Origin of the sequence: Streptomyces sp. NPDC059917, from assembly GCF_042730635.1 — a bacterium.
Lineage (GTDB): Bacteria > Actinomycetota > Actinomycetes > Streptomycetales > Streptomycetaceae > Streptomyces.
On the sequence record NZ_JBHWLC010000098.1, the window covers coordinates 1 to 20,182 of the forward strand.

Here is a 20,182-nt window from a genome sequence, read left to right on the forward strand (position 1 = left end):
CCACCTCGCTGCGCTCGGTGGTTGACCTGCTTCGCAGGTCAAGCTCGCCCTTCGGGCGAGGGGTCCTAGGCGCTGCGCGGCTAGGAAGGGACAGCGCTCGCTGCGCTCGCTCGATTGGATAGGCCACCTCGCTGCGCTCGGTGGTTGACCTGCTTCGCAGGACAAACCGGGCCTTAGGCCAGTAGGTGAGGAAGCTCTAGGCGTTGCAGGCCGGCGAAGGCGCAAGGCTTGCTCCGCTCACTGGATGAGATGAGCGAGCTGGTTGGGTTCGGTTGTTGACCTGCTTTGCAGGTCAAGGAGTCTTGGGTGTCCTCCCAGAAAGGAGGTCTCTCCCACGAGGGACCCAGGCCGCCCGCGGTTGAAGCGCTGTCATGTCGCTTCGGAGAAAGGCCTTCGCTTCGCTGAGGCCTAAGGAGCAGAAGCTTGACGACCAGGACGACGAGGTTCTGTCGCCGCAGGCCGGAAGAAAAAGCATCTCGCTACGACGGGATGACCTGTTGGGCTGCCGGTGCCCTTGTCTGGAGAGGTTAGGCGGCTTTCCCGCTGCAGAGCTCGGCTCAAAGGTTGATGAGGCCGTCTTGCGGGGCTGTTGAGGAGGAAAGGCCTGCCTTTGGACCGGCCAGCATGCCTCTGGTGTCCAGGAGTCCTTTGTCCAGCCACTGATGAGCTGCCCCCTGTGGTTCCGTCGGGGCACGGAATGCTGGGGTTCTGGGAGGGTGGGGCGTGATGTTCTCCCAGGTCAGAGCCGCAAAAGTGGTTCAGGACTGGACTGTCCTTCTGCTTGATGCTCGGTTCTGGCTGAGGTGGGATGACCAGCTGACAGTTGGTTGATCGGACGTGCTCAGAAATGGAGGGGAGGGCCTATGGCCCTTTGGTGCAGGGGAGTTAACGGCGTTAACTCTCGATGGACAGCTGTGATTCAAAAGAGGTGGTGGATAGAAATGGGAATCAGTCAGATTTGGGGCTGTTCTGGACAGCGTGTCCGGGAGGTGCCGAAGATCGACATCTTCTGATGCTCCGTCAGGAAGAACCGGGGAGAAGTGCCTTGCCGACGGCATTGCGTGCGCGCAGCGAGCAGACCACGGACCTATAGAGGGTACGGAGATGCGTCGCCGCAGGTCAGGCGGGGTGCGGGGGGAAAGATATGTCCCCTCAGAAGGGACATATCTAGGGCGTTGTGTCGCTGCTGGGGGGACAGAGCGGCTGCAAAACGTCAGTGCCGCTGACGCTTTTTGGCCCAAAACGTCGGGGGGGCTGACATAATGTGGGAGATACGTCGGCCGGACGTCGGGGGGAGGGGTGAGAATGCTTCGAGAGGCCCGGAGAGGGCTTCGGGCGGGGCGTGGCCGAGATGTGTCCCCCCTGGGGGGACGTAAGACACGCCGAACGTCAACGAGCGTGACACTAGTGTCACCCTTGTTGACATACTGCTTTCCGCAGATCAACGAAGTGGAGAGCATCCTCGTGTCATCAGAGCCACAGCGCCGTCGGCAGAGTCCGTCGCGCGCGCCGCGTCCTGATCTGCCCGTTGATGACGCGATCTCGGCGTGGAGTCAGCCGCTGGCGCCCGTCAAGGATCTGGACAGCCTGGCCAAGCGGTACCCGAGTCGGAAGCTGACTCTGGACGGCGAGCGCAAGCCCCTGGAGTTCTACGGGACTCAGAGCCAGCCAAACGCGTTCTCGATGGACAGCCTTGAGTTCTTCCTGGTGATCGCCCAGTACTTCCGGGAAGCACTGCCGTTGCGCCTGATCCTGCTGCTCATCGCGTGTCAGAGAGCGGGGGGGCGGATTCCGCTGACCCAGGAGGAGATGGCTACGATCCTGGATGTCAGTCGGACAAAGACGTCCGAGGCGCTCCACACGGTCATGTCTCATGGGATCGTCTTCAAGGTGAGGCGGGGTGTGTATCAGTTCAACCCGCCCTACAGTTACCGAGTAGCCGAGTTCATCCCGGGTACTGAGACGACGGGTGAGTTTGTGAAGGTGGAGCAGTCCAGCACCATCTCGCAGATTCGCAGTGACACGAGCTTGCCGGATCTGGTGCGGTTCCCGTCACTGGACCACATGCGGCAGGCGATCGAGGAACTGCGGGCCGAACGGGCCAAAGAGCGCGCTGCGCGTCGGCTTAGCCGACGACAGCGCAAGGAAGAAGGGACAGCTCAGTGAGCACCTTGCGATTCGCTGCGGTCAACGCCGACGGGCTTCTCTCTGACCTGGACCTTCCGCCCGCGGCCTACCGGGTGCTGCTGAAGCTGCGTTCGCTGAGCGAGCCCGGCGGGCGGATCCTCATCGACCAGGCCTCGATCGCCGGCATGCTGGATCTGAGCCGGCCGAGCGTGAACGCGGCGCTGCGGAGCCTGGAGTTGGCGCGGCTGGTGCGGAAGGTTCGCAACGGCATCTACCAGATCAATCCGATGCTGGCCGGATACAACTCGTTCGAGGACGCGGTCGCGGCCGTGAACGAGATGCCGATGGACGAGCGGCTGGACGCGCGGGGGTACGTCGACAGCTACCACCGCGCGGTGGCGGAGTATCAGGACCAGCTCGCTGAGCAGCGGAAGAAGCGGGCCGCGCAGAACGCTGCGAAGAAGGCCGTCGAGGCGAAGCGGAGGCGGACCCTGCACGCCGTGGGCTAGGGCTCGTTGGAGATCGTCCGTTGATGAGGCGCCGTGGAGTGGCTGAAGCCGCTCGGTGGCGCCTCTCGGCATTTTGGGGTGTGGGTGGGTACGGAGTGGTCGGATAGGGGAGAGAGGGGCTCAGAGGGGCGCTGAGGGGCCTTGACGGGCCATCTGGTGGGGTTGGGTCGGGGTGGGTTGTGGGGTCGGGGTCGTATCTCTTGGCGGCTGGAGCGGAACGGTGGTTCCGGAGGTGCCGGTTCGGGGGTGTCGTCGTACGCCCGGATACGGCGATGGGCCGTCGCCCCTCGTGATCGGGAGGGGCGACGGCCCGAAAGACTTCAGTCGGAAATGCAGCGGCGAAGTGTTCGATCGGTGGTTGGTTACGGTCGGTGCGTGATCGCTTCTGGCGTGGGCAGTTCGTCCACGTATCGCTTCGCGAGGACGAGCGGTACGTAGGTGTGGCTCTGCCGCACGGCCTTGATCGCGGCGACGTCCCCGTGGTCGCTGCGGATCTGCTGGATCTTCGTTCCGTCGACCTGGGCCCGGAACCCCTCGAAGGATCCGAAGTGCTCCCAGAAGGCCTTCTTGCGCTTCTTCGCGGAGCGGTCGAGGGCGACGCCCAGTGCCACGGCGAGGGTGAGGGCGACTATGGCGGCCACTTCGTTGTTCATGGTGTTCCTTGATGTCGTGGTCAGAAGTCGAAGTCGATGTAGTCGATGTCGGTGAAGTCGACGAGGAGGCCGGGAGCGCGGGAGCCCTGGTCGCGGAAGTAGACGTCCTGGAGGCCCTGGGCGGTGATGTGGCGGAGTTCGGCTTCGGTGGCGCCGGCTTCCTGGGCCGCGAAGAGGCGGGAGGCGTACTCCGGGGGGAGGTGTTGGGTGATGCGGCGCATGCGGCCGTCGTCGGTGGTGCCGGGGGCCGCGGTGAAGCCGAAGCGGGCGCGGGTTTCGACGACGAGGCCGGTGGTCTTCGCCGCTTTGGCGCGGGCGCGCTTGCGGACGAGGGGCTGCCAGCTCTTGCGGACTTCGGATTCGAGGCGGCGCGCGAGCTCGGGGCGGGGCGTCTTGATCTGGCCCTTGAGATAGCGCTCGACGGTGCGGGGGGAAATGCCGAGGCGCTGCGCCACCGCCTTGACCGAGTTCTTCTCGGTTTTCAGGAGGAACTTCACCCGGGCCTGGGCGGACTTCGGGATGGGACGGGTGAAGTTGTGCTCGTCCGCCTGGGCCAGGCCGTCTTCGATGTTGCCGGACATGCTCGTCTACTCTCCGTCGGCCGCTGCGTCGTGGCCCTTGATGTGGCGGGCGGGGTTGTGGCCCTCGTCGAGGAGGCCGACGGCCCAGAGGAGGGGTTGGGTGCCCTCGTGCTTGACCATGCCGGGGCTCACGCCGAGGCGGAAGCCGCCGGGCAGGGGCTTGCCGTCCGGGGTGCGGGGGAGGAAGTCCAGCGGGCTCGGGCCGTCGGACAGGTACACGGCGCAGTCGGAGAGGACCGCGATGGGGTACAGGTCGGCGGTGGCGAGTTTGCGCATCTTGCGGTGCATGTTCACCCGGGCCGTGGAGATCACGGCCGCTCGGATGTCGGGGCGCCAGGTGGGGCGTTCGAGGGCGGGCCACGCTTCGCCCGGACGGTAGCCGGCGCCCTGGGGGCGTTCGCGGAGCTTGCCGATGCCTCCCTTGACCGTGGCCTTGATGGCGGAGAGGACGGCGGCCAGGGCCGGATCGTGCTGCTTGTGGACCGCCATGGCTCGGAGGAACGCCTCGTCGGTGAGGTCGGCGGTGACGCCCAGGTCGGCCATCGTGGCCATGTAGGCGTCGCGCAGGCGGGTGTACCAGGCGTCGAGGTACGAGCCGCTGTCCGGGCGGAGCCAGGCCTCGGTGGGTGCGACGGCGTGGCCGAGTTCCTGTGCGTAGGCCAGGGTCGGGGTGGCGTACCAGGCGGGGCCGGTGGGGGGCTTGCCGTGGGGGGTGAAGGGGTTCGGCAGGCGGGGGTCGAGGGGGACGGCGGAGAGGTCGGCGAGCCAGCAGCCGGGGACCTTCGGGTCGAAGCGGGGGGCCGGGGCGTGGACCGCGGGGCCGAGGCCGACGGTGAGGCGGTTCGCGGCCGCGGCGAAGGCCATGTTCACATCGATGCCGACCGCGTGGGTGCGGGCGCATTCGGCGTCGGTGAGGAGTTCGGGGTCGCGGATCCAGTCGTACGCCTCTTCGTCGAGGACCTGGTCCGGGGTTCGCTGGTGGGCCCGGGGGTAGAGGGCGGCGACGACCGGATGCTCGTCGGGGGCCTCCGGGGGAGCCGGGTCGACGGGGCGGGTGAGGGAGCCGGGGACGGGGGCCGATTCCCACACGTTGGTCTCGGGGTTGCGGGCGGCGCGGGTGGGCGGGCGCAGGGCCGTCATGAGTTCGAGACCGGTGACGGCGGTGGAGCCGCGGGGGGTGAGGACGCGGGTGGCGTAGGTGGTGAGGAGCAGGGCGATCTCGGGGGCCGGGAGATCGGCGGTGTCCTCGCCCCAGGCGCGCGGGTCGAGGGCTCCCCAGGGGAGGACGGCGAGCTGGACGCACTGGCGGCCGGTGGTGGGGGAGGCCGGGCGGTAGACGCGGGCCCAGGGGCCGAAGCCGCGGCGGGTCAGCTGCCACTTGGCCTTGGTGAGCCGGCGGACGACGGGGTGGTCGTCGGGGAGGCGGAGGCCGCGGCGGTCCGCGAGGGTGAGGGGGAGGCCGAGGGCCTCGGTCGCCTCCGGGGTGAGGACGAGGAGGGGGTCGCCGTCCTTGCCGTTGCGGTGGAGGCGGGGCGAGCGGAGGTCGGCGTCCTCGCTGAGGGCCCAGGAGATGAGGGTGGGCAGGTCGGTGGCGGCCTTGGGGGGGAGGGGGAGCACCAGGCCGTTGGTCGCGTGGGCCTGGCCGTTGCCGTCCAGGACGGCCAGGGGGGTGTGGGGCGGGGGGGTGGGGGATGCGGGGCGGGGGCGCGGGTTCGGGTTCGGGTTCGGGTTCGGATGGGGGCTGGACGTGCGGGGTGGGTGGGGGGTGCGGGGGGTGGGGGGAGCGGGGGGAGTGGCTTGGGGGTGCGGGTGGGTGGGTGCGGGGGGTGGGGTGGCGTTAACGGCGTTAACGGTGGGGGGTGGGGTGGGGGGTGCTGATGGGGTTTGTGTGGGCGGGGTCTCTGGGGTGGGGGGCGGGGGGGTGTTAACGGCGTTAACGGCGTTAACGGGGTGGAGGGTGGCCAGGCCGTCCAGGAGGCGGGTGTAGGCGGCGCGCTTGGGGGGCCGGGGTTCGGTGCGGCCCGTTTCCCACGAGGTCACCGTTTCGCGGCGGACGGACAGGGCCTTGGCGATCTGGTCCTGGCTGAGGCCGGCGGCTTCGCGCAGGCGCTTGCGTTCGTCCGGGTGCGGGAGCGCGTCCTGGGCGGCGGCTTCTTCCAACAGGGCGTCGACCGCTGCGAAGAGGCTCTCTTGTTCGTCGGGCATGTACCTACCTCCAGGGGCAGCCTAGTCGAGTCGCACGTTTGAACGCACACGAAACGCACGTGGGGGCGTTAACGGCGTTAATGCCGTCAGCGCCCCCACCGTGAGTGCGGCCTGCGTCAGATGCGTGTCATGAGGAGTTCCGTGACGGCCTTGAGGTCGTCGGGGGTCAGATGGGCGGTGAGCGCGTCCGCGATCGTCTCCGGGGAATCCGTGGTGATCGTGATGCGGGGGGTGGGAGCGGGGGAGGGGGCCTTGGTGGGCGCCGCGGGAGGGGGCGTGGCGTTAACGGCGTTAACGCCGTTAACGGGTGCCGGGGTCGGTCGGGTGCGCTGGCGCGGAGGGTTAACGGCGTTAATGGTCTCCTCCGCAGCCGCGGCCTGGGACTCCTGAGGGAGGCGGCCGATCCTGCGGGCCGGCTCCACCTTCAGCTCGCCCGTGTCGACCTTCTCCTGGAGCATCGGCGTGAGGTTCAGGAGGGTGAGGCGCTGGGAGACCCAGGCGGGCGTCTTGCCGAGGCGCTTGGCGACCTGGGCCTGCGAGCCGTGGACGTCCACCAGCTCCTGGAGGGCGCGGGCCTGGTCCATCGGGGCCACGTCGACGCGGTGGACGTTGGCGATCAGGGCCGATTCGAGGATGTCGGCGGCCGAGGTCGACAGGGCGTCGTTGACGTGGATGTGCATCGTCTTGAGGCCCGCGAGCTGTGCCGCGGCAAGACGCCGGTTGCCGTCGATGACGACGTACGGGGCCCGCCCCAGGCCGTCGGTCTGGCCCGGGTGGGCCTCCATGAAGGCCATGCGGGTGGCGACGGCGAGGGGCTGGAGCTGGCCCCGGGAGAGGAGGGACTGGGCCAGCTCGTCGATCTCCGTGAGGTCCTCGCGGAGGTTGAACGGGTTGTGGGCGAGCGCCTCGATCGGTACCTCGGACGGCGGGACCACACCCGAAGTGGGTGCTCCGGTGGCTTCGGCGATGGCCGCGCGGCGGGAGCTGACGCCGACCGGCTGGGCGCGGGCGAAGGAGGCCGAGACCCCGAGTTTGTCGGCCTTGCTCATGAGATCTCCCTGGCGAGTGCGCGGAAGGCGACCGCCTGGTCGCCCTTGGGCGCGTAGACGAACAGCGGCTGCTTCACGCGGACGGCCTCACGCTGTTCCTTGAGGTCCGGGACGATGGCGACGACACGCGGATCCTTTATGTCCATCCAGGCTTGGAGGGACGAAGTCGCGATGTAGCCGCGGCGGCCGTCGTAGAGGTTGACGACGAGCCCGAGGTAGTCGATGTCCAGGCTGAGGTCGTCGCGGAGGTCGTTGATCTGGGAGGTGAGCAGATCGTAGGCGTCCGCGGAGGAGTCCTCGGCCTGTACGACGATCAGCGCACCGGAGGCGCCTGGCTGTTCGGCGTCGCGGCGGCGGCCGTAGTAGATGGCCGCGTCCATGCTGAGGCCGAGGCTCGGGGGGCAGTCGACGAGGATCACGTCGTAGTCGGCCTCGACCGGGGCGAGGGCGCGTTCGAGGGCGGCCTCGCGGGCGCGGACGGTGGAGAGGCGGACGTCCAGCAGGAAGGCGTCCGTGCAGGCGGGGAGGACGTGCAACCGGTCGCCGAAGCGGTCGTCCGCGATGGGAACGATGAGGTCCGAGAGCGGGCCCTTGGCTTCGCTCGCCATGTGGCAGGTGAGGCTGTCGCCGCCGATGGGGAGCGGCTGCTGGCCGAGCTGCTTGGTGAGGTGGCCCTGCGGGTCGAAGTCGACGAGCAGGACGCGCATGCCGAGGCCCGGGAGGTCTTCCAGGTCGAACGGGGTCGCGTGGGCCTCGGTGGAGTGACCCTCGGGGGCGCGCCCTTCGCCGGGCTGTCCTTCGCCGGGGTGCGTCATTTCGTCTGCCGCGAGGCGGGCCAGTTGGCGGGCGATGCGGACCGGGTGGAGGCTGTCCGGGTCCTCGGCGAGGGCTTCGGCGGTACCCGCGGTGATCGCGGTCTTGCCGACCCCGCCCTTCTGGTTGCACACGATGATGCGGCGGACCACGGAGGGGCGCTTGACCGTGGGGGCCGGGTTCATCTCCAGCCAGAGCTGTACGGATTGGGCGAGCCCCTGGATGAGGGAGACGCCGCGGTCCTTGGAGGAGGAGCGGAACGACTCCCACTGCCCGGCGGGCAGCCAGGTGGAGAACGATTCGGCGCCGGAGGTGTCGACGGGGGAGGGGGCGGAAGCGAGGGCGCTCCAGTGGGAGATGCCTTGGTGCACGGCGTCCTGGATGTCCACCCGCAGCTGTGCGGTGCGGATCTTCAACTCCTGGCGCAGCCACGGGGGCAGTTTGGAGACGACCTTCTCTCGGTCGTTCTGAGACGAGGGCGAAGTCATGAGAGGGACTTTACTAACGTTCAGAGGGTGATGTGGGCGCCACGCTTGAGTTTTGCTAACGGACTGGATGTGGAGCCGGGTCAGGGCATGGCTGTGCCCCGCGAGGGCGGGGGCGGATCGCCGGTTGACCTGGGGCGAACTGGGGCGCCGGTCCGGGGGAATGGCTGGTCGGTCGGGGAAGTGGACGCGACAAGGCGGTCTCGTACACGCCGTGGCGAGCACCCCCGTGGTTCACCACGGCGTGTACGAGACCGCCTTGGACGCGTCGTCAGCCGACCGGGACCGAGGAGGAGTCCGGGGCGGGGAGCCCGAGGGCGGCCCGGCACTCGGGCGAACCCGCCGGGTCGAAGAGGGGGATGCGCGGGGCGGGCGTGATGCCCGGGAGGAGGAAGTTCCAGAGGTCGGTGACCCGGGTGTGCAGGTCTTCGCGCGTGGTCCGGACGTGGGAGGTGACCTGTACGCCGGTGAACGAGGCGATGAGATAGGTCGCGAGGTCCCGGGCGTCGAGGTGCGGGAGGACGTCGCCGCGGTCCTGGGCCGGCTTCAGGCAGCTGAAGGAGGTCTCGATCCAGGCGTTGTACGGGGTCGGGTCCGGGTCGGTGAACGAGCCGAACTCGACGACCAGGCGGATGGCGGCGCGGATCCGGACGTTGGTGCGCAGCCCGTGGGCCATCTGGTGGGAGAGGTCGATGGCGGTCTGGAGGCCGGGGTCGACGATGGCGGGGACGCCCTCGGCGACCTGGAACTGCTCCTCCATCAGGGTGCGGGCCAGGGCTTCCTTGGAGGGGAAGTGGAAGTACAGGGCTCCCTTGGTGACCCCCGCGTGCTTGACCACGTCGCTGAGGCTGGTCGAGCCGAAACCGGCACGGTCGAAGGCGATGGCCGCGCCGTCCAGGATCGCCTGGCGGGTGATCTCGGCGCGTTCCTGCCTGGCCCTTGCCACGTGCGGTCTCCTCGATGTGTGTGTCTGCGCGGACTGGTGCCTGTGGTGCCTGTGGTGCCTGCGGTGTCTGCGCTGTTCTTGATGCCTGGTCAATCTAATGGGGGAGGGGTTAAAAAAACCAGTCGACAAGTACTTTTTAGTGAGCGGAGTGGTCGCGGTGTTAACGCCGTTAAGTGGAGTGATGTGGTCCGGTTGTTAACGCCGTTAACGGGAGGGTGCGGGTGGTGGTGCTGCGGAGTTAACGGCGTTAACGCCGTTGTCCCGTCTCACCGAAGGTTGGTCAGTCTCACCGAGCCTTGACCGGCGCAGGTCAGGCGCAGATGCCAGTTGGGTGCGACCATGCCGCATGAGCAGCTTCCTTCCCACCCTCACTGAACGCCGATCGCCCTGGGTCACCTTTACCTCCTCGGCCGATCCCTGGGTCGCTGTGGCCGAGGCCGAGCTGCGAGCCGGGGGTGGGATCGTGCTGCGGTTGGACGGCGAGGAGCTGCACGAGAAGGGATGTATGTTCCGCGCGTTCGCCCGTGAACTGGGCTTCCCCGGATACTTCGGGCACAACTGGAACGCCATGGTGGACTGCCTCGGCGACTGGCACGGGCCCGGACACGGCAAACAGGACGTGGCGGTGTTGATCGACGGCGCAGACACACTGCTGGACGTCGAGTTCCTCGGTGACCTCATATCGGTCTTGTGTGACGGCGCCTGGCGGGCCAACTTCATGGTCGACCTTGACGGTGAGCCGCTCTCGTACGGTTCCCCCTTCGCGCTCCACTTCGTCTTCCTCCTCGACCACGTCGCACCCGCCGACTTCACCGAGGCCGCCGCCACAGACGAGGACGTGTCCGCGGCCGTGGTGGACGGCAGGCTGGTCCTCACACTGACCGCGTGGGGCGGAGACCCTGTCTGGCCGCCGGCTCCCTCGGCATGCGCTCTGTGGCAGAGCGGTCGGAAGTAGGGGAGGTGTCCCGTCTCGACGAACCCCGACCGATCTCACCGATGTTTGACCGCCTTCGAGCCCGCTGCACCGCTACGCATGGCGAGCCCAGTCGCTGTCAGCGCCAGCCGTCCCGCTTCAGCGGGTGGTCCAGCCGCCGTCGACGGAGAGGGTGGCGCCTACGACGAAGGAGGAGCGGTCGCTGCAGAGCCAGGCCGCGGACTCGGCGATCTCCTGGGGGGCCGCGATGCGGGGGAGGGGAGCCGACTGGAGGAGGATCTCCTCCATGGCCGGGTTCTGCTTCAGCCAGGCATCGATCATCTCGCTGCGGGTGGAGCCCGGGGCGATGGCGTTGACGCGGATGCCCTGGGGGGCGTACTCGGCGGCGGCGGCCTTGGTCAGGCCCAGGACCGCGTGCTTGGAAGCGATGTAGGCGGCCGTCACGGGGGTGGCGACGAGGCCGGCGGTGCTGCTGTTGTTCACGATGGTGCCGCCCTTGCCGGCGGCGAGCATGGCGCGTATCTCCTGGCGCATGCAGTTCCAGACGCCCCGGACGTTGGTGTCCATGACGCTGTCGTAGACGTCTTCGTCGAGGAGGTGCAGGGGCTTGGGCTCGGCGCCGACTCCCGCGTTGTTGAACGCCGCGTCCAGGGCGCCGTGGGCGGACAGCGCGGCCGACACCGCGCGGGCCACGTCCTCGACGCGGGTCACGTCACCGACGACGTATTGGGCCCGGTGACCGTTGCCGCGGAGTTCCTCGGTGAGTGCGGCCAGCTCGGGCTCGCGGCGTGCGATCAGGGTGACCGCCGCGCCCTCCCGGCAGAAAACCCGGGCGGCGGCCGCGCCTATGCCTGCGCTGGCGCCGGTGATCAGCGCCGATTTTCCCGCCAGCAATAAGCTGTTACCCACTGTCACGGGCGAGACGGTAACACGATGTGATGGTGTCCGTAAGGGTTTTGAGGAGAGGTGGACCGTGGGGGGAGACGGGGTTCTCGTCACCGGTGGGGCGGGGTTCGTCGGGCGGCACGTCGTGGAGCGGCTGGCGCGCCGAGCCGGTTGCGGGAAGCGGGCCGGAGCCGGCTCCGACGTGCGGGTCCTGGTGCACCGGACGGCGGTGGAGGTGCCCGGAGTCGAGGTGGTGCGCGGGGATCTCGCCGGTGGCGGGCTGCGGGGATCGTGCGACGGCATCGGGACCGTACTGCACCTCGCCTCGCGGATCGGGGGCGACGAGGAGCAGTGCCGGGCGGTCAACGTCGAGGGGACGCGTGCGCTGCTGGCGGAGGCCGAGCGGGCCGGGGTGCGGCGGATCGTCCAGTTGGGGACGGCCGCGGTGTACCGGGACGGGGCGCATCGGGGGGAGGGGGAGGGGGTGCTGCCGGAGGATCCCCGGTCGGTGACGAGCGTGACCCGGCTGGCGGGGGAGCGCATGGTCCTGGCCGCGGGCGGGACGGTGCTGCGTCCGCACCTGGTCTTCGGGCGGGGGGACCGTTGGATGGTGCCCGCGCTGGTGGGCCTCATGGCGCGGTTGCCGCACTGGGTGGACGGTGGGCGGGCCCGGATCTCGATGATCGCCGTGGACGTACTGGCCGACGTGCTCGCCGAGTTCGCGGTGCGGGAGGACCTGGGGGAGGAGCCGGGGGGAGCGGGGCAGGTGTTGCACGCGGCTCATCCCGTGCCGGTGACGGCCCGCGAACTGGTGGGCACGGTGGCACGGGAGCTGGGGCTTCCGCTGCCCCGCGGAGAGGTCGATCTCGACGGGGCGGTGTGCCTGCTGGGGGCGGCGGACGATCCGGTGGTGCGCAGGCACGTGTCGTTGTTGGCGGTGGACCACTGGTACGACACCCGGCGGCTCTGGGGGCAGGTGTCGGTGGCGTCCGGACCGCGTTTCGAGGAGGCCTTCGGGGCCTACGGGGACTGGTACCGGGGCGAGGTCAGAGGGCGGAACCGGTGACGAGGGATCCGGTGGTGAGGGAATCGGTGACGAGGGTTCCGGTGGCGAGGGAATCTGCGAGGAGGGAATCGGCGACGAGGGAACTGGTGAGGTGCCGGCTCGCGGTGGCGGTGCCGGTGACCGTCGAGCGGAAGATGGTCCGGCCCTCCTGGTGGCCCGTGACGTCGATGATGGAGGGGGTCCTGGACGTGGCTTCGATCCAGCACGGGGCGTCCAGTTCGGCGTAGTGCTCGAACTCGGTGGACACCGCGCAGGGGATGAACTCGTCCTGGGGGTGCAGCCCGCAGGCCGCCTGGCGGGCGGCTTCGACGAGGACCATGCCCGGGTGGTGGTCGTTGGCGTGCTCGAAGAGGATCGGGTGGTCGAGGTCGGGGCTCAGCAGCCAGCGGCCCTCTTCCTCGGTGGGCGAGAGCACCACGTCGAAGGGGAGCAGCCGTCCGGCGGCCGCGGCGGGTATCGGGGTGCGTCGCTCCAGCGGTCGGGCCAGGCCGGTGCGGGCGCGGTCGCCGCGCAGGCGGCGGTAGGTCGCGGGGGCGACGCAGGTGAAGCGGGCGGTGCCGGTGGCGGCGAGGCGGCCCGAGCGGTGGATGTCGACCTGGAGGAAGCCGCTGAAGCGGCTGCCCTGCCAGCCGAAGTCCGTGCACGTGGCGACCATGGTGAGGTCGCTGGGGCCGCGGCCGATGCGCAGCCGGTCGGGATCGGAGGCGAAGTCCAGGCTCCACAGCAGCACGTTGTGGCCGAGGGGGACCCCGTACACGGCGTGGCAGAGGTAGAGGCCGACCTGGCGGATCGTCTCACCGGCCTGGACGGGGTCGTGGCTGGTGCCGTCGGGGCTGGTGAAGAAGGTGTGGGCGCGGGGCCACTGGCCGGTCAGCGAGAAGGTGTCCGCGCCGATCAGGTCGCAGCCGGTGAGGAACACCTCCGCCAGCGAGGAGCGGTGGACGTACTCCCGGGGGACGGTGGTCGTCAGCCGGGGGGCAGGGGCCTCGTTGCAGCGGGTCCACGGTGCCCCCGTCGGCTCCAGTGGGTGGATCGGAGGGTTCTTCCGGATCGTCAGCATCGTCATGGACCTCTCCACAGAGCCGTGTCGACGGATGGGATGGGCAACGCACGCGAGACGCAAGATACGTACTCTCCGGTTTTGTTTGCAAGGTGCTAAAGGTGTCCGCATGTCGCTCGTGTACCAATGTCAACATCGCGGACGAGGGGTTTGAGGCACTCTCGGGCGGGTCTCACCAGCGAAGTTCCGGTCGGACGGTGTTGGCGGAGACGGCCAGGTTCCGCGCCAAGTGAGAGCTGGTCTTCCGGTCATATGCCCCGGTCCGACGGGGTGTTGGCACGTACGCGTCCGTGAGGGGAATTCAAGCCATCGTCGAGTGTAGGTCGACTCGCTCGGCTCTGCTGGCGCGCGAGTGGGGCCGGTGCCAAACTTGAGCCCGCCGCTGGTGAGTTAGAAACCGGTTGAGCGGTTTGGAATACGGGGTGTGGAGCAACCTGCGCACCCCGTCGCCAATGTGTCGTCAGCTCCTTGCCGATCCATCGCCGATCCATCGCCGACCAACTGGAGATCACCGAATGAACCGTCAGTGCCCCTATGCGCTCGACCCGTCAGGAGCCGACATCCACGGCGAGGCGGCCCTTCTGCACCAGCGGGGGACGGCCACTCCGGTGGCCCTGCCGGGTGGGGTGACCGGATGGGTGATCAGCGGGAGCCAGACGATACGGCGGCTGCTGGTCGACCCCCGGGTCTCCAAGGACGCCTACCGGCACTGGCCCGCCTGGGCCAACGGGGAGGTCGGCGAGGAATGGCCGCTGGCCATCTGGGTCTCCGTACAGAACATGATCACCGCCTACGGTTCGGAGCACACCCGGCTGCGCAAGCCCGTGGTGGCCACCTTCACCGCGCGCCGGGTCGCCCGGATGCTGCCGAGGATCGAGGAGGTCGCGGACGAGCTCCTCGACCGGATGGCCGCACTGCCTCAGGGCGAGGTGGTGGACCTGCGCACCGTCTTCGCGCACGACCTGCCGACCCGGATCGTCTTCGAGCTGTTCGGGATCCCGCAGCAGTCGTGGGAGCCGCTGCACAGGATCATCAAGGGCTTCTTCGACACGACGATCACCGCGAAGGACGCCCAGGCCAACGGGGAGCTGCTCTACGTCACGATGACGGAGCTGCTCGCCCACCGGCGGGAGCACCCCGGCGACGACATGACCACGGCCCTGATCAACACCCGTGACGAGGGCGACGGCTCCCGGCTGAGCGAGAAGGAGCTGATCGACAACCTGATCCTGCTGTTCACGGCCGGATACGAGACGTCGGTGAACCTGATCTGCTCGGCGGTCTACGAACTGCTGCGCAACCCGGACCAGTTGGAGCTGCTGCGCGGCGGCAAGGCCGCGTGGGAGGACGCGGTCGAGGAGGCGCTGCGGCTGGAGCCGCCCGCGACCTACGCCCTGATGCGCTTCGCGGTCGAGGACATCGAGATGGAGGACGGGGTGGTGATACCCCGGGGCGCCCCCATCGTCGTCTCGTTCGCCTCGGCCGGACGGGATCCCGCGGTGCACGGCCCGGACGCGGATCGCTTCGACCTCACCCGGGCCACCCGCGGGGAGCACCTCTCCTTCGGGTTCGGCACGCACTACTGCCTGGGCGCCTCGCTGGCCCGGCTGGAGTGCGGCGTGGGACTGCGGAGGCTCTTCGAGCGCTTCCCCGAGGTCTCGCTGGCCGTTCGGCCGGAGGAGCTGCGCAAGGTCGAGTCGTTCATCTCCAACGGGTTCAAGGAGCTGCCGGTGGTGCTCGGCGCTGCTCGTTAGGTGGGGGTGGGAGCTGGGGTGGGGTGGGGTGGAGTGGGGTGGGGTGGGGTGGGGTGGGGTGGGGGCTGGGGTGGGGTGAGGTTGGGGGTATGTGGTTGCCGGCGATCGGCGGTCCCAAAAGGGGGCTGTGCGGGTCGACTTGACATAGATGCGTCGGGCTCCTCCGTCGTCCGGACGGGGGAGTCCGAGGGGCGTCGAGGTCGCTTCGGGCGCTTCGATCCGTTGGGGTGCAGGAGGAGGGCGGGGCGAGAGGGGGCGGGTGCGGCCCGGCCGGGGGCGGGCGGGGGAGCGACGCCCGTGCCGGACCAAGGGGTGGCTATAGTCCGCTTGATAAAATACGGACCTTCTGGTTGGTTTTATCGGGGGTGGTGGATCCTGTTCGCAGGACCCAGCCTGAACCGACCCTGGACAACGGAGGCACCGTGGCACGACAGGAACGTGCGGTCCGTACGCGTCGCGCGATCTTGGAGGCGGCCGCTTCGGTCTTCGACGAGCGCGGTTACGACGCAGCCACCATCGCGGACATCCTCGCGCGCGCGGGCGTCACCAAGGGCGCCCTGTACTTCCACTTCGCCTCGAAGCAGGAGTTGGCGCAGGGCGTGCTCGACGAGCAGTTCGGCGAAGCCGGGGTGCCTTCCAGGGAGAGCAAGCTCCAGGAGCTCGTCGACGTGGCGATGCTGCTGGCCCACCGGATGAAGTTCGAACCGATGCTCAGCGCGGGGGCGCGGCTCTCGCTCGGCCCCGGGATGCGCGAGATCTTCGGGGGCGGATCGGTGCCGGGCTGGATCGAATTCACCCGTGAACTGCTGGTCCAGGCGAAGCAGCAGGGTGAACTGCTGCCGCACGTGGACCCCGCCGAGACGGCCTGGATCCTCTCGGCGTGCTGGACGGGTGCGCAGATCTATTCGCAGACCCTCAACGACCGCGCGGACATCGAGGACCGGGTGGCCTCCGTCTACCAGCACATCTACCCGAGCATCTCGACGCCCGCGATGCTCGGTCGGCTGGACATGGCGCCGGACCGCGGGCACCGGGTGGCCCTGGAGTTGGAGTCCCTCGCGGAGGGGAAGGCGGGGGCCGGGGCTCCTGGGGCGGGTGCCGGGGCCGGGGCCGATGCCGGTGCGCGTACGGGTGCGGGTGTCGGGTTCGCGGCGCGGCGGTAGGTCCGGGAGTTCCGGCGGCGGGTCCGCGGGGCGGTGACCGGGAGGCCCCGGTTGGGCCGGTGGTCGAGCGCCGTTCACCTGCCCGCTCCGGCGCGGCGCGAGCGCCGCTCCAGCGGGGGCGCTGACTGTGTCGGCTGAAGATCTTTTACTCCCTTGGGCAAACCGCGAGGGCGGTTTGTGGAGACTCCATGGTCAAGCAGGAACGTGCCGCCCGCACGCGTGAAACCCTGGTGCGCTGCGCCGCGGAGGTGTTCTCCGAGGAGGGGTTCGGCACCGCGTCGATCGCGATGATCAGCAAGCGGGCCGGAGTGAGCGCCGGAGGCCTGCACTTCCACTTCGAGAGCAAGACGGCGCTGGCCGGAGCCGTGGAGGGCCGTGCGGTGGAGGCACTGCGGCGGATCACCTCGGGGCGACCGGGCGGCGCGGCCGAACTGGCCGCGAACGCGTTGCAGGTGCTGGTGGATTCCACGCACGAGCTGATGGCCCTGCTCGCGGAGGACGTCGTGGTGCGGGCCGGATTCGGACTGTGCGCGGACGTCTCGCGGGGCAGCGGAGTGGACCTGCGGCGCCAGTGGCAGGTGTGGGTGGACGAGGTGGTCCGGTCCGCGGCGTGCGGGGGTGCGTTGGCGGAGGGGGTGTTGCCGAAGGATGCCGCGAACGCGGTGGTGGCCTCGATGGTGGGGCTGGAGGTGCTGGGTGCCGAGGAGCGGGACTGGGTCTCGCGGGAAACCCTGACCCGGTTCTGGACCCTGATGCTGCCGCGGCTCGCCACGCAGGGGGCGCTGGGGGGTCTGGTGGCCGAGGGGACCGGGCGGTGGGTGGGGCGGGGTGTGGGGGTGGAGCCGGGTGGTGGCTCGGGTGTGGGGGCGGAGTCTGGTGGTGGCTCGGGTGTGGGGGCCGGTGCCGGCTAAGGGGTGGGGGCGGGTGCCGGGTCAGGTGCTGGCTGGGGCTGGGTGTTGAACGAGACCGTGCGGTCTGCTTTGTGACCTCCGGAGGCCGATCTGTAGGCCCCGTTGAGGGGTGGCCTAGGGCCGCCGAGTGCGCTCCGATGCGCTGATCGACGTACAACTCCCCTGTTCAGAGTGGGTTCTTGAGCGTGGCTAGGGCGCGGCTGGGCTGCAAAACAGCGCAACCGGTTTGATATTGACAAACCGTCGGTCCTGTTTTCTACTGAGATTGCGACTCATCCAAGGACAGGGGAGTACGGCGTGGACATCGATGTACTGGGCGCACTGGCCGTGCGGGAGAACGGAATCTCCATCACGCCGACCGCCCCCAAGCCCCGGCAGGTCCTGGCGCTCCTCGCGCTCCATGCCGACCAGGTCGTGCCGGTGTCGGCACTGATCGAGGAGCTGTGGGCGGGCGAACCGCCGCGCAGCGCACGGACCACCCTGCAGACGTACGTGCTGCAGTTACGCGCACTGATCGCGACGGCGCTGGAGCCGGAGCGGGACCCGGAGGCGGACCCCGAGGGGGGCGCACCCGCGGTCGCCGCCGCAGGGCGGACCGCGAAGGACGTCCTCGTCACGCTGCCCGGCGGATACCTGCTGAACAGCAACGGCGGTACGAGCGACGTGCGGGAGTTCGACCGGCTGGCCGGGACCGGCTACCGCGCGATGGACGCCGGGGACTTCCCCGGTGCGGCTCGGCTGCTGCGCGAGGCCCTCGCCCTGTGGTCGGGGCCCGCCTTCGCCGACGTACAGGGCGGTGTGCAGCTCGACATGGAGACCCGGCGGCTGGAGGAGACCCGGCTGTGCGCGCTCGACCAGCGCATCGAGGCGGACCTGCGACTGGGACGCCACCGTGAACTGCTGGCCGAGCTGACGGTGCTGGCGAGCCGCTACCGCACGCACGAGAACCTGCACGGGCAGTTCATGCTCGCCCTGCACCGCTCCGGACGGCGCGGTGAGGCCCTGGACGTCTACCAGCGGCTGCGCGGCATGCTCGTGCGCGAGCTCGGGCTCGAACCGTCCGCCGCCCTGCGCCGGTTGCAGCGCTCGATCCTGATGGCCGGCCCCGAGAGCCTGGCGGAGGCGACGGACGCGGGCGGCGAGCGACTCGTCCGCGTCTGATGCCGGGTGCGGGTGCGGGTGCGGCCCTGGCCGCGGAGCGGTGTAGCGCTGGGCACGAGGGTGTGAAGGCGAGTGCCGCGGCTCGGCTGCGCGGGACGAGAGGGGACGGTGCGGTGCAGGAGAGGTCGGAGCGGACCCGCAGGCGGCTCGTCGGCGCCGGGGCCGAGTTGTTCCACCGCAATGGATACGCGAACGCGACCCTGGGTGACATCGCGGGCGCTGCCGGAGTGACCAAGGGGGCGCTGTACTTCCACTTCGCCTCCAAGGACGAACTCGCGGAGGCGGTGCAGCAGCGGGGCTGCGCACTGCTGCACGCGTCGGTACGGTCGCTGCGCGAGGGCGGGGCCTCCCCGTTGCAGGCGTTGATCGACACCACGCACTGGATGGCGCGGATGCTGCACGAGGATCCGGCGATCCCGGCGAGTTTCCGGATCACCAAGGAGTGCGCGGGTCACCAGCCACCGGTGATCGACTTCCAGCGGACGTGGCTCACCGTGGTGTGCACACTGCTGCGGCAGGCCCGGGACACGGGCGAGCTGTGTGCGGAGCGGCGCTGGGAGAACGCGGAGTCGCTGGTCGCGGCCGCCGCGTGCGGGATCGAGGGCATGTCCGGGACCGGCATGCCGTACGGGGAGTTACAGCGCAAGGTGGCGGAGCTGTGGGCGCTGCTCCTGCCCAGCGTGGTGGCCGCCGGGCGCGAAGGGGAGTACCGGACGCGGGCGGCGGCGCCGCTGTGGGCGGGGGCCGGGGTGGATCCCGAGCCGGAGTTGGAGTCGGAGTCGGAGCTCGAGGCGGGGCCTGGGCTTGGGTCGGGGCTTCGGGCGGAGCTTGGGGTGGAGTCCGAGTCCGAGTCCGAGTCCGAGGGTGGGTTCGACGGTGTGACGGCTGGGGCTGGGGCTGGGTTCGGGGCTTGATTCCTTGATTCCTTGGCTCTTTGGCTCTTTGATTCTGGATTTCGTCACCCTTCTTTCCGTCCGTCCGTTGCTTCGCGTCAGCCTGTGAGTGCTCCAGTGGAATTCAGGCGGCGTGTGAGTTCGTCGACGCGGGCGCTCAGGCGGGATATTTCGGTGCCGAGGTCGAGCAGTGCCGCGGCCGTTCCCGAGGCGGGGCTCTCCGTGGGGTCCTCCAGGATTTCCGCGGCCCGGGCGCGCAGCGCGGGGCCCGGTTCCACGCCGAGTTCGGTGCGCAGCCGTCGGCGCGCCCGTTCGTAGACGCCCAGCGCCTCCGAGCGGCGGCCGCCGCGGCACAGGGCCACCATCAGGAGGTCGTAGAGGCGCTCCTGGGTCGGGTGGTCGGCGACGAGGCGCTCCAGTTCCCGGGCCAGGAGCCGGTGGTCGGCGTGCGGCTCCGCCAGGCAGGCCTCGTACAGGGCTTCCTGCGTGGTCAGTCGTAGTTCCCCGAGGCGGTCCGCCTCCGCCGCGCAGAGCCGGCCGCCCGACGCGCCTTCCAGCGGTGCGCCGCGCCACCGGGCGAGCGAGCGACGGAGCAGGTCGGCGGCGCGTACCGGATCGGTGGGGAGGGCCGCGCGGCCTTCGGACGACAGCCGTTCGAAGGCCCCCGCGTCGGTTCCGCACGCCGTGCCGCGCAGTCGGTAGCCGGCCGGTCCGGTGGCGATGTGGTCGCGGCCGTCGACCGCGTGCAGGGAGCGGCGCAGCCGGCCGATGTGGGCCTGGAGCGCGCCGGCCGCGGCGGCGGGCGGGGCGTCGCCCCAGAGCTCGTCGATCAGCCGGTCCGCGGAGAGGACCCGGCCGCGGTGCACGGCGAGCGCGCCGAGCAGGGCGCGCTGTTTGGCTCCCGAGGGGGCGCTACGGGCGCCCGTACGCGGATCGAGTGCCTCGACCGGACCGAGGAGAAGGAATTCCATGACGGTGGCGATCCCC

The 20,182-nt window shown here is 69.8% G+C and carries 18 protein-coding genes; 9 read left to right on the forward strand and 9 right to left on the reverse strand.

Annotation, left to right across the window (positions count from 1 at the left end):
- Window positions 1-1,449 precede the first annotated feature (1,449 nt).
- Window positions 1,450-2,166 carry a hypothetical protein gene (locus ACFWAR_RS34725; protein ID WP_385786184.1) on the forward strand — a complete coding sequence of 239 codons (717 nt, stop codon included), beginning with the start codon at window positions 1,450-1,452 and terminating at the stop codon, window positions 2,164-2,166.
- Complete coding sequence (locus ACFWAR_RS34730) at window positions 2,163-2,636, forward strand: MarR family transcriptional regulator (RefSeq protein WP_385786186.1); 474 nt, start codon at window positions 2,163-2,165, stop codon at window positions 2,634-2,636. Before ACFWAR_RS34725 ends, ACFWAR_RS34730 begins: the two co-directional genes overlap by 4 nt.
- A 362-nt stretch (window positions 2,637-2,998) precedes the next feature.
- Here ACFWAR_RS34730 and ACFWAR_RS34735 read toward each other — a convergent pair whose 3' ends face one another.
- The 6 genes from ACFWAR_RS34735 to ACFWAR_RS34760 all read right to left on the reverse strand — a co-directional run bounded on the left by ACFWAR_RS34735 (window position 2,999) and on the right by ACFWAR_RS34760 (window position 9,368).
- Window positions 2,999-3,289, reverse strand: coding sequence for a hypothetical protein (locus tag ACFWAR_RS34735; protein WP_385786189.1), 291 nt, complete (start codon window positions 3,287-3,289; stop codon window positions 2,999-3,001).
- A gap of 20 nt (window positions 3,290-3,309) precedes the next feature.
- Entirely contained in the window at window positions 3,310-3,870 is a 561-nt protein-coding gene (gene tpg, locus ACFWAR_RS34740; protein WP_385786192.1) for a telomere-protecting terminal protein Tpg, read from the reverse strand.
- 6 nt (window positions 3,871-3,876) lie between these two features.
- A complete protein-coding gene (gene tap, locus ACFWAR_RS34745; protein ID WP_385786195.1) occupies window positions 3,877-6,075 on the reverse strand; it encodes a telomere-associated protein Tap in 2,199 nt (732 codons plus the stop codon).
- A 116-nt stretch (window positions 6,076-6,191) separates the two neighbouring features.
- On the reverse strand, window positions 6,192-7,124 hold the full coding sequence (locus ACFWAR_RS34750; protein WP_385786198.1) for a ParB/RepB/Spo0J family partition protein: 933 nt from the start codon (window positions 7,122-7,124) through the stop codon (window positions 6,192-6,194).
- The gene (locus tag ACFWAR_RS34755; protein ID WP_385786200.1) at window positions 7,121-8,425 is read right to left on the reverse strand and encodes a ParA family protein; all 1,305 of its coding nucleotides are present in this window, start codon (window positions 8,423-8,425) and stop codon (window positions 7,121-7,123) included. Before ACFWAR_RS34755 ends, ACFWAR_RS34750 begins: the two co-directional genes overlap by 4 nt.
- A gap of 268 nt (window positions 8,426-8,693) precedes the next feature.
- Window positions 8,694-9,368 carry a ScbR family autoregulator-binding transcription factor gene (locus ACFWAR_RS34760; protein ID WP_385786203.1) on the reverse strand — a complete coding sequence of 225 codons (675 nt, stop codon included), beginning with the start codon at window positions 9,366-9,368 and terminating at the stop codon, window positions 8,694-8,696.
- Window positions 9,369-9,714: 346 nt separating this feature from the next.
- On the opposite strand from ACFWAR_RS34760, the gene ACFWAR_RS34765 reads away from it, so the two are divergent.
- Entirely contained in the window at window positions 9,715-10,323 is a 609-nt protein-coding gene (locus ACFWAR_RS34765) for a barstar family protein (RefSeq protein WP_385786206.1), read from the forward strand.
- A 117-nt stretch (window positions 10,324-10,440) separates the two neighbouring features.
- On the opposite strand, the gene ACFWAR_RS34770 is transcribed toward ACFWAR_RS34765, so the two are convergent.
- Window positions 10,441-11,217 (reverse strand): SDR family NAD(P)-dependent oxidoreductase, encoded by a 777-nt coding sequence (locus ACFWAR_RS34770; protein WP_385786209.1) that lies wholly within the window; start codon window positions 11,215-11,217, stop codon window positions 10,441-10,443.
- Window positions 11,218-11,275: 58 nt separating this feature from the next.
- Between ACFWAR_RS34770 and ACFWAR_RS34775 the strand changes: the two genes are divergently transcribed.
- Window positions 11,276-12,253, forward strand: a complete 978-nt coding sequence (locus tag ACFWAR_RS34775) for an NAD-dependent epimerase/dehydratase family protein (protein WP_385786211.1) — start codon at window positions 11,276-11,278, stop codon at window positions 12,251-12,253.
- On the opposite strand, the gene ACFWAR_RS34780 is transcribed toward ACFWAR_RS34775, so the two are convergent.
- Window positions 12,234-13,319: a ScbA/BarX family gamma-butyrolactone biosynthesis protein gene (locus tag ACFWAR_RS34780; protein ID WP_385786213.1), complete on the reverse strand. Its 1,086-nt coding sequence runs from the start codon at window positions 13,317-13,319 to the stop codon at window positions 12,234-12,236. The genes ACFWAR_RS34775 and ACFWAR_RS34780 overlap by 20 nt on opposite strands.
- A 509-nt stretch (window positions 13,320-13,828) precedes the next feature.
- Between ACFWAR_RS34780 and ACFWAR_RS34785 the strand changes: the two genes are divergently transcribed.
- The 5 genes from ACFWAR_RS34785 to ACFWAR_RS34805 all read left to right on the forward strand — a co-directional run bounded on the left by ACFWAR_RS34785 (window position 13,829) and on the right by ACFWAR_RS34805 (window position 19,216).
- Window positions 13,829-15,067, forward strand: coding sequence for a cytochrome P450 (locus tag ACFWAR_RS34785; RefSeq protein ID WP_385786216.1), 1,239 nt, complete (start codon window positions 13,829-13,831; stop codon window positions 15,065-15,067).
- 422 nt (window positions 15,068-15,489) lie between these two features.
- Window positions 15,490-16,230 (forward strand): ScbR family autoregulator-binding transcription factor, encoded by a 741-nt coding sequence (locus ACFWAR_RS34790; RefSeq protein ID WP_385786219.1) that lies wholly within the window; start codon window positions 15,490-15,492, stop codon window positions 16,228-16,230.
- Window positions 16,231-16,418: 188 nt separating this feature from the next.
- Window positions 16,419-17,141, forward strand: a complete 723-nt coding sequence (locus tag ACFWAR_RS34795) for a ScbR family autoregulator-binding transcription factor (protein ID WP_385786222.1) — start codon at window positions 16,419-16,421, stop codon at window positions 17,139-17,141.
- 297 nt (window positions 17,142-17,438) lie between these two features.
- The gene (locus ACFWAR_RS34800) at window positions 17,439-18,302 is read left to right on the forward strand and encodes a BTAD domain-containing putative transcriptional regulator (protein ID WP_385786226.1); all 864 of its coding nucleotides are present in this window, start codon (window positions 17,439-17,441) and stop codon (window positions 18,300-18,302) included.
- Between the two features lie 113 nt (window positions 18,303-18,415).
- Window positions 18,416-19,216, forward strand: a complete 801-nt coding sequence (locus tag ACFWAR_RS34805; RefSeq protein ID WP_385786229.1) for a ScbR family autoregulator-binding transcription factor — start codon at window positions 18,416-18,418, stop codon at window positions 19,214-19,216.
- A 77-nt stretch (window positions 19,217-19,293) separates the two neighbouring features.
- On the opposite strand, the gene ACFWAR_RS34810 is transcribed toward ACFWAR_RS34805, so the two are convergent.
- Complete coding sequence (locus ACFWAR_RS34810) at window positions 19,294-20,166, reverse strand: BTAD domain-containing putative transcriptional regulator (RefSeq protein ID WP_385786232.1); 873 nt, start codon at window positions 20,164-20,166, stop codon at window positions 19,294-19,296.
- Window positions 20,167-20,182: the final 16 nt, after the last annotated feature.

Excerpts from the sequence above, each read along its gene's own strand:
- ACFWAR_RS34735 (WP_385786189.1), bottom strand. The coding sequence starts at position 3,289 with ATGAACAACGAAGTGGCCGCCATAGTCGCCCTCACCCTCGCCGTGGCA.
- tpg (WP_385786192.1), bottom strand. The coding sequence starts at position 3,870 with ATGTCCGGCAACATCGAAGACGGCCTGGCCCAGGCGGACGAGCACAAC.
- tap (WP_385786195.1), bottom strand. The coding sequence starts at position 6,075 with ATGCCCGACGAACAAGAGAGCCTCTTCGCAGCGGTCGACGCCCTGTTG.
- ACFWAR_RS34750 (WP_385786198.1), bottom strand. The coding sequence starts at position 7,124 with ATGAGCAAGGCCGACAAACTCGGGGTCTCGGCCTCCTTCGCCCGCGCC.
- ACFWAR_RS34755 (WP_385786200.1), bottom strand. The coding sequence starts at position 8,425 with ATGACTTCGCCCTCGTCTCAGAACGACCGAGAGAAGGTCGTCTCCAAA.
- ACFWAR_RS34765 (WP_385786206.1), top strand. The coding sequence starts at position 9,715 with ATGAGCAGCTTCCTTCCCACCCTCACTGAACGCCGATCGCCCTGGGTC.
- ACFWAR_RS34780 (WP_385786213.1), bottom strand. The coding sequence starts at position 13,319 with ATGACGATGCTGACGATCCGGAAGAACCCTCCGATCCACCCACTGGAG.
- ACFWAR_RS34785 (WP_385786216.1), top strand. The coding sequence starts at position 13,829 with ATGAACCGTCAGTGCCCCTATGCGCTCGACCCGTCAGGAGCCGACATC.
- ACFWAR_RS34795 (WP_385786222.1), top strand. The coding sequence starts at position 16,419 with ATGGTCAAGCAGGAACGTGCCGCCCGCACGCGTGAAACCCTGGTGCGC.
- ACFWAR_RS34810 (WP_385786232.1), bottom strand. The coding sequence starts at position 20,166 with ATGGAATTCCTTCTCCTCGGTCCGGTCGAGGCACTCGATCCGCGTACG.